Genomic DNA, 8,066 nt, shown 5'->3' with positions numbered 1-8,066 from the left:
TTTGTTGGGTTTGAGCGGTGCGTCGCGGGGGGGGGGGCGGGCTGCGGCGGGGGGGTCCCCGGGGGGTCGGGCCGGGGCGGCCCCCCGCCCCCCCCCCCCCCTCTCCTCGTTCCCGCCTCAAGCCACACCGTTCCCCCGTCGGGGTACCCGACGGCGGAGTGAATGCCTGCCCGGACGGCGGGAATGCGGACAGGTAGGCCCGTGTTGACGATGCCGGACGAGGTGTGCGGCCCGCTTACCGGGTCGGCCCAGGCCCATGGCACACTGGTCAATCGGCCACACCGGTTCCGGTTCACGCCCGAGCCCGTCGCGTACGGCGCGACGAGTGATGACGGCGACCCGGCGACCACCAACGAGAGGACCGAGGCGAGATGAAGGCAAACATCCACCCGGAGTACACGACCACCGAGGTCAGCTGCTCCTGCGGTAACACGTTCACGACCCGCAGCACCGCCAAGGGCGGGGCGATCCACGTCGAGACCTGCAGCGCCTGCCACCCGTTCTACACCGGTAAGCAGCGCGTTCTCGACACCGCCGGCCGGGTCGCGAAGTTCCAGCAGAAGTACGCCAAGGTTCAGGCCAAGAAGGCCAAGTAACTCCCCGTTCGGCGCCCGTGTCCGGTTTTGTACCGGACACGGGCGCCGTCCGCGTTTCGCCCGTCAACACCCTCGGCCCTCCCGGTGCCGCATCGTCGAAGGAGCATCCGCAGCATGAGCAGCGAGCGTCTGGCCGGACTCCTCGACGAGTACGCGGAGCTGGAGAAGCGGCTGGCCGACCCGGCCATCCACGCCGACCAGGCCACCGCGCGCCGGGTGGGTCGCCGGTACGCCGCGCTGGTGCCGCTGCACAAGGCCGCCGGCGAGCTGGAGCAGGCCCGCGCCGACCTGGCGGCGGCCCGCGAGCTGGCCGACGAGGACCCGTCCTTCGCCGCCGAGGCGGACTCCATCGCGGCGTCCCTGCCGGCCCTGGAGGAGCGCCTCGCCGAGTTGCTCATCCCGCGCGACCCGCACGACGCCAAGGACGTGATCGTCGAGATCAAGGCCGGTGAGGGCGGCGAGGAGTCGGCGCTGTTCGCCGGCGACCTGCTGCGGATGTACACCCGGTACGCCGAGCGGCACGGCTGGATCACCGAGGTGATCGACGCGCAGGATTCCGACCTCGGCGGGGTCAAGGACGTCTCGCTGTCGATCAAGACCAAGGGTGTGCCGGACGGCGGCAACGGTGTCTGGTCGCGGCTCAAGTGGGAGGGCGGCGTGCACCGGGTGCAGCGCGTCCCGGTGACCGAGTCGCAGGGCCGGATCCACACCAGCGCGGCCGGGGTGCTGGTGCTGCCGGAGGCCGAGGACGTCGACGTCACCATCGACCAGAACGACCTGCGCATCGACGTGTTCCGCTCGTCCGGCCCGGGTGGCCAGTCGGTCAACACGACCGACTCGGCGGTACGGATCACGCACGTGCCGACCGGCATCGTCGTGTCCTGCCAGAACGAGAAGTCCCAGTTGCAGAACCGGGAGCAGGCGATGCGGATCCTGCGGGCCCGGCTGCTCGCCGCCGCCCAGGAGCAGGCCGACGCCGCCGCTTCGGACGCCCGCAAGGCGCAGGTACGCACCGTGGACCGCTCGGAGCGCATCCGCACCTACAACTTCCCGCAGAACCGGATCACCGACCACCGGATCGGCTACACCGCGTACAACCTGGACCTGGCGCTCGCCGGCGACCTCGACGGCGTCCTGGACGCCCTGGCCGAGGCCGACCGCGCCGCCCGCCTGGCCGGCGACACGGAACTGACCCGCCGCTAACCGCCCCCGCCGGGGCGCCGTCTCCGCTCCGATCATGCAGTGGTGGAAGGGGCGGGGTCGTCAGCTCGCTCGGGGGCGGGATTTCGCGCGCAGCATCTCCCGGTCGGCCTGCTCGAAGGCGACGCTGAGCGCGTCGCGCAGCCCGCTACCGCCGGAGACCTCGGCGAAGCCGATGCTCACCCCGACGGGGGTGCCGGGCACCAGCGACTCCCAGTCCTCGTTGCGTACCGCCGCCTCGATCCGGCGGGCCACCTCGGCGGCCTCGGTCATGCCCGTGTCCGGGAGCACCACGACGAACTCGTCGCCACCGTAGCGGGCCACGAAGTCTCCCCGGCGCATCACCCGGTTGATCACCCCGGCGATGCGTTGCAGCACCAGGTCACCGGAGTGGTGGCCGTGCCGGGTGTTGACCGCCTTGAAGCCGTCCAGGTCGCAGACGCCGATCACGACCCGCTCGCCCCGGGTGACGACGGCGGTGATGTACCGCTCCAGGCGACGCCGGTTGGGCAGGCCGGTGAGCGGGTCGGTCAACGCCTCACCCTCGTACCGTGCCGCCTCCCGACGCATCTCCTCGTGGTCGATCCGGGCGGCGATGCCGTCGATGTAGACGTCGCGCAGCCGGTCGTTGCGCTGGGCGGCGAGCCGGAACGCCAGCCGGTCCGCCCGGTGGGCCGCGGGATGGTCGCCGGCGCGGGCGAGCGCGATGCTGCGCAGCCGGGCCGGCTCGGCCGCCCCGAGCGTCTCGGTGGACACCCGGATGGTGTCCAGTCGGGCGACCGCCTCGATGGGCCGACCGTCCGCGACGGCCAGGCAGACCATGCCGAGTTGCCGCAGGTCCCGCGCCCGGGCGCTGTCACCGCCGTGGGTGAGCAGCCGGGACGGGACGGCGTCGCCGATCGGTTCCAGGGTGTCGCCGAGCGCGGCCTGCCGTGCCGCCGAGTACCCGTACGCGGCGAGGCTGCTGGGACGGAGCCGCCCGGCCCGCCCGCTGTGGACGAACTGGGCCAGGTCGGTCGCCACGTCCCGCAGCACGCGCAGGCAGCCGTCGCTGTCACCGTTGTGGTCCAGCGCCACGGCGTTGCGCAGCCGGATGCCCGGCGCGGCGAACGTCTCCTCCGGGATCCCGGCGGTCAACCCGAGCTGCCGTGCGCGTTCGATCGCGCCCAGGGCGTACCCGTGGAAGCTGAGGTAGCTGTAGGCCATCGCCAGGTCGTGCCAGCCCCAGGCGGTGTCCCGGTCCGGGTCGTCCACGGCGTTCAGGGCCCGCGCTGCCTTGACGAGGTGGGTGACGCACCGGTCCAGCGCGCCCTGGTGGTGGGCGGCGAGCGCGGCCAGTGCGTTGAGGTGCCCGTGCAGGTAGGGCTCGGCGAGGTCGCGGACCGCTGCCGACGCCTCCTCGATGGCCCGGGTGAACTCCGCCGTCCGACCGAGATTGATCAAGGCGGAGAGACGCTGGACCATGGCGTCCGCGCGGGCCGCCGGGTCCGACGTGGTGCGGATCACACGCTCCAGAAGGGTGTACGACTCCGCGGAGCGACTTGCTTCCTGCAAAGCGCGGGCGTGCGAGAGAGTGTCAACCTGGTCATGGACCCGGTCGAGCCAGCCCACCCACAACCTCCTGTCGTGTGCGCCTCGACGCACCCGTTCATGGCGTCGCCCCGCGACGCCCCATGATTATCGTGTGACCACTCTGCCGCAACACCCCCCCGAAGGGACAGGCCGCACCCGTCCGTCCGCCGCGGTGGCCCGGGCGGCCCGCGTACTCGCCGCGGCCGGCGTAGGCCCGGCGCGCGTGGAAGCCGAACTGCTGACGGCGTACGTGCTGGACGTGCCCCGGGGTCGGCTGGCCCTCGCCGGCGATCTGGACGACGCCCAACTGGCCCGCCTGGACGAGCTGGTCGGGCGTCGCGCCGGCCGGGAGCCGTTGCAGCACCTGACCGGTCGAGCGGGTTTCCGGCACCTGGAGCTGGCGGTCGGTCCGGGTGTCTTCGTGCCCCGCCCGGAGACGGAACTGCTGGCCGGATGGGGTGTCGAGCAGGGCCGGGGCAGATCCGAGCCGCTGGTGGTGGACCTGTGCAGCGGCACCGGCGCGATCGCGTTGGCGGTGGCGCAGGAGCTGCCCGGGGCGCGGGTGGTCGCGGTGGAGCGGTCCTCGGCGGCGCTGGCGTGGTTACGCCGCAACGCGGCCGAGCGGGCGGCGGCGGGGGACCGGCCGATCGAGGTGGTCGAGGCCGACGTGACCGCGCCCGACCTGCTCTCCGACCTGGTGGGTCGGGTGGACGTGCTGCTCTGCAATCCGCCGTACGTGCCGGTCGACGTGGTGGTGCCGCCCGAGGTGGCCGCGCACGATCCGGCGGAGGCGGTCTTCGGGGGCGCCGACGGCCTGGCGGTGATCCGACCGGTGATCGACCGGGCGGCGGCGCTGCTGCGACCCGGGGGCGTGATCGGGGTCGAGCACGACGACACGCACGGCGGGGCGGTGCCGGAGTTGTTCGCCCGCGACGGCCGGTTCGACGCCGTCACGGAGCATCCGGACCTCACCGGCCGCCCCCGGTACGCCACCGCGTCCCGACGGGCGGACGGCCAGCGCACCGGGTCCGGGCCGGCGTGGCAGACTGACTCCCCGTGATGCTTTACGACTGCCGATCGCCCGCCGATCGGGACCGCGGCATCGCTGCGGCCATCGAGGCGGTCAAGAACGGCGAGCTGGTCGTCCTTCCGACGGACACCGTCTACGGGGTCGGCGCGGACGCGTTCACGCCGTACGCGGTCAAGGCGCTGCTGGACGCGAAGGGCCGGGGTCGGCACATGCCCCCGCCGGTGCTGATCGGTTCCCGCCACACCCTCGACGGCCTGGTCTTCTCGCTGCCCTCGGCGGCGCGGGACCTGGTGGAGGCGTTCTGGCCGGGTGCGCTGACGATCGTGGTCGAGCACTCGCCGAGCCTCCAGTGGGACCTGGGCGACAAGAGCGGCACGGTGGCGGTGCGGATGCCGCTGCACCCGGTGGCGCTGGAGGTGCTGCGCGAGACGGGCCCGATGGCGGTCTCCTCGGCCAACAAGACGGGCCAGCCGGCGGCGGTGACCGCCGAGGAGGCGCGCGACCAGCTCAGCTACTCGGTGCGTGCCTACCTGGAGGCCGGGCCCTGTCCCGATCCGGTGCCGAGCACGATCGTCGACCTGACCGGCGAGGTGCCGCAGTTGCTGCGGGCCGGCGCGATCCCGTTGGAGAAGCTGCGCGACGTCGTACCGGACCTTCTCGACGTCGGCCAGGGGGCCTGAGTGCCCCCGTTCACCGTCCTGCACGTCTGCATGGGCAACATCTGCCGCTCGCCGATGGCCGAGCGACTGCTGGCCCTGGCGGTGCGGGAGCGGTTGGCGCGGCGTTCGCAGGACCCGGCCACGGCCGAGGAGCTGCTGCACAGCCACAGCGCCGGCACCGGCGGCTGGCACGCGGGCGAGGAGATGAACCCGCCGGCGGCGCGGCAGGTCATCGACCGTGGCGGTGACGTCGACGGGTTCGCGGCGCGCAAGCTGCGCTCGGACCACATCGACGCCGCCGACCTGGTCCTGACGGCGACGGCCGACCAGCAGGAGTACGTGGTGGCGCTCCGCCCGGACGCGGCGGCCCGCACCTTCGTGCTGGGTGAGTTCGGCCGGCTGCTGGCCGCGGTGGACGTCACCGCGCTGCCGACGGCCGAGGCCACCCCGGAGGCGGTGTACGCGCGTGGCGTGGCCCTGGTGGCGGCGGCGCACGACGAACGACTGGGCGCCTCGGCGCTGCCCACCGACGATCTCGACGACCCCTGGGGTCGCGGCGACCAGTGTTTCACCCGCGTCGCGGACGAGATCGAGGAGACGGTCCACCCGCTGGCCGCCGCGCTGCTGACCTGAGCGCCGTGCGAGTTTCCTCCGGGTTTGGGGAAAACCAGGGGCGAAAGGGGCGTTCCGGGTCATTCTGAACGGGTCCTAGCGTGACCGGCTCCTGCGGGGAGAGCTGATGATCCGGGCCCGACTCGACAAACTGCTGACCGTGGTGATCGCCGGCGTGCTGGCCGGACTGGTGCTGGCCGGGGCCGCCCTGCCCGCCGCCCTGGTCTTCGGGATCGGCTTCAGCGCCCTCAGCACGCCGTACTCGGAGCTGCCCAACACGCTCCGCACGCCGCCCACCGCGCAGCGCTCCAACCTCTACGCCAACGACGGCACCACCCTGATCACCTCCTTCTACCAGGAGGACCGGGTGGACGTTCCGCTGCACGAGGTCGCCCCGGTGATGCGCCAGGCCATCGTGGCCGCCGAGGACGTCCGGTTCTACCAGCACAGCGGGGTGGACCTGCGCGGTGTGGTGCGCGCCTTCACGGTGAACAAGCGCGACGGTAGGACCCGGCAGGGCGCCTCCACCCTGACCATGCAGTACGTCCGCAACGTGCTCAGCAGCGACCCCCGGCTGACCGAGGGGCAGCGCCAGGCGGCCACCGAGCTCACCACCGCCCGCAAGCTCCAGGAGATGCGGTACGCGCTGGCGCTGGAGCGGGAGCTCAGCAAGGAGGACATCCTCACCCGTTACCTCAACATCGCCTACTTCGGCGCCGGGGCGTACGGGATCGGGGCGGCCAGCAAGCGCTACTTCTCGGTCTCGCCGGCTGAGTTGACCCTGCCCCAGGCCGCGCTGTTGGCCGGTCTGGTCCGGTCGCCGGACAGTGACGACCCGATCAACGGGGACGCCGACAGCGCCCTGCACCGGCGGACGTACGTGTTGGAACGCCTGGTCGAGACGGATCAGGTTCCCGCCGACGCGGCGGCGGCGGCACAGGCCGAGCCGTTGCAGCTGCGGCCCAGCGAGACGCCGAACGACTGCACGGGGGTACCCGACGGGCACCCGGACTGGGGTTTCTTCTGCGACTGGTTCACCCGCTGGTGGAGCAGCCAGTCGGCGTTCGGTTCCAGCGCCGACGAGCGACAGCGCACGCTGCGCCGGGGCGGGTTCTCCATCGTCTCGTCGCTGGATCCGGCCGTGCAGCAGGCCACCACCGAGCAGGTCCTGCGCATCTACCGGCCCACCGAGGCACGGGCGGTACCCACCGCCGTGGTGCAGCCCGGCACCGGCCGGGTGCTGGCGATGTCGGTGAACCGCAACTACAGCGTCGAGGACAACCCGGTCGGGCAGAAGAACCACCCGAACACGGTCAACCAGCTCGTGGCCGGTGGTGGGGCCATCGACGGGTACCAGGCCGGTTCGACGTTCAAGCTCTTCACCATGCTGGCCGCGCTGGAATCCGGCATGCCGCTGTCGACCGAGTTCACGGCGCCGACGCAACTGCTCACCCGCTTCCCGGCGACCGGCGCGGGTAGTTGTGACGGCCGCTGGTGCCCGGCGAACGCCAGTCCGTCGGCGATGGACGGCCCCCGCACGATGTGGACCGGGTTCGGCCGGTCGGTGAACACCTACTTCGCCTGGCTCACCGAGCGGGTCGGCGCCGACCGGGTGGTCGAGATGGCCGAGCGGCTGGGCATCGTGCTGCGGGCCGACTCCGACGAGCGGCTGGCCCGCTACGGCGCGAAGGACTGGGGCCCGTTCACCCTTGGCGTTGCCGCGACGACCCCGCTGGACCTGGCGACGGCGTACGCCACGGTGGCCGCGGAGGGGACGTGGTGTGCGCCGCTGCCGGTGGTCTCGATCAACGACTCGGCCGGCCGGCCGGTGGATGCCGCCAAGCCGGACTGTCGGCAGGTACTCGACACCGACGTGGCCCGGGCGGCGACGGACGCGGCCCGCTGCCCGGTGGGCGACCAGTCGATGTACGGGCGGTGCGACGGTGCCACGGCTCCCGATCTGCGATCCCGGCTGGGCCGCCCGGTGGCCGGCAAGACCGGCAGTTCCGAGCGGTACGAGACGGAGACGGTGGTGGCCTTCACCCCGCAGTTGGTGGTCGCCTCGATGGCGGCCAACCCCGACGACCCGCGCGACGCCGTCGGTCAGGCCGTGCAGGCCCGAATGGTCACCGGGGTGGGCGAGGTCCTCTCCCGTGCCCTGCACGACCAGCCCGTACGCGACTTCGTCCCGCCAAGCGAACGCGCCGCCTTCCAAGTAACCGGCGCCCGAACCACAAACTAACCCCGCCCCCGCCCGCGCCCCGCCCGCGCCCCGCCCGCGCCCCGCCCTCGTCGCGCCGATCTTGCAGTTTCTGCGGGGACTTATAGTGCCAAAAGCTGCAAATCGGCAACACAAAGTGCAAGATCGGCGCGACGGGTGTGGCGGAGGGCTGAGCT

Annotated in this window: 7 protein-coding genes; 6 read left to right on the top strand and 1 reads right to left on the bottom strand. The window is 72.6% G+C overall.

Annotation, left to right across the window (positions count from 1 at the left end):
* The first annotated feature begins 371 nt into the window (after positions 1 to 371).
* Together rpmE and prfA are read left to right on the top strand one after the other, a co-directional pair.
* On the top strand, positions 372 to 596 hold the full coding sequence (gene rpmE / locus ACIA3K_RS26255) for a 50S ribosomal protein L31 (RefSeq protein ID WP_088987870.1): 225 nt from the start codon (positions 372 to 374) through the stop codon (positions 594 to 596).
* Positions 597 to 710: 114 nt separating this feature from the next.
* Entirely contained in the window at positions 711 to 1,799 is a 1,089-nt protein-coding gene (gene prfA, locus ACIA3K_RS26250) for a peptide chain release factor 1 (protein ID WP_357133945.1), read from the top strand.
* 60 nt (positions 1,800 to 1,859) lie between these two features.
* On the opposite strand, the gene ACIA3K_RS26245 is transcribed toward prfA, so the two are convergent.
* The gene (locus ACIA3K_RS26245; protein WP_396804327.1) at positions 1,860 to 3,407 is read right to left on the bottom strand and encodes a diguanylate cyclase domain-containing protein; all 1,548 of its coding nucleotides are present in this window, start codon (positions 3,405 to 3,407) and stop codon (positions 1,860 to 1,862) included.
* Between the two features lie 73 nt (positions 3,408 to 3,480).
* Here ACIA3K_RS26245 and prmC point away from each other — a divergent pair, with 73 nt between their 5' ends.
* The 4 genes from prmC (at position 3,481) to ACIA3K_RS26225 (ending at position 7,911) form a co-directional block, all read left to right on the top strand.
* A complete protein-coding gene (gene prmC / locus ACIA3K_RS26240; protein ID WP_396804326.1) occupies positions 3,481 to 4,428 on the top strand; it encodes a peptide chain release factor N(5)-glutamine methyltransferase in 948 nt (315 codons plus the stop codon).
* Positions 4,428 to 5,078 carry an L-threonylcarbamoyladenylate synthase gene (locus tag ACIA3K_RS26235; RefSeq protein WP_396804405.1) on the top strand — a complete coding sequence of 217 codons (651 nt, stop codon included), beginning with the start codon at positions 4,428 to 4,430 and terminating at the stop codon, positions 5,076 to 5,078. Before prmC ends, ACIA3K_RS26235 begins: the two co-directional genes overlap by 1 nt.
* Entirely contained in the window at positions 5,079 to 5,690 is a 612-nt protein-coding gene (locus ACIA3K_RS26230) for a phosphotyrosine protein phosphatase (RefSeq protein ID WP_396804325.1), read from the top strand.
* Between the two features lie 106 nt (positions 5,691 to 5,796).
* Positions 5,797 to 7,911, top strand: a complete 2,115-nt coding sequence (locus ACIA3K_RS26225; RefSeq protein ID WP_396804324.1) for a transglycosylase domain-containing protein — start codon at positions 5,797 to 5,799, stop codon at positions 7,909 to 7,911.
* Positions 7,912 to 8,066: the final 155 nt, after the last annotated feature.

Origin of the sequence: Micromonospora sp. NPDC051543 (genome assembly GCF_044454415.1) — a bacterium.
In the GTDB taxonomy this organism is placed as follows: domain Bacteria; phylum Actinomycetota; class Actinomycetes; order Mycobacteriales; family Micromonosporaceae; genus Micromonospora.
Note: the sequence above shows the minus strand (reverse complement) of the source record. Positions and strands in the feature narration are given on the sequence as shown.

Coding starts and splice junctions, on each gene's coding strand:
- rpmE (WP_088987870.1), top strand. CDS start 372: ATGAAGGCAAACATCCACCCGGAGTACACGACCACCGAGGTCAGCTGC.
- prfA (WP_357133945.1), top strand. CDS start 711: ATGAGCAGCGAGCGTCTGGCCGGACTCCTCGACGAGTACGCGGAGCTG.
- ACIA3K_RS26235 (WP_396804405.1), top strand. CDS start 4,428: ATGCTTTACGACTGCCGATCGCCCGCCGATCGGGACCGCGGCATCGCT.
- ACIA3K_RS26225 (WP_396804324.1), top strand. CDS start 5,797: ATGATCCGGGCCCGACTCGACAAACTGCTGACCGTGGTGATCGCCGGC.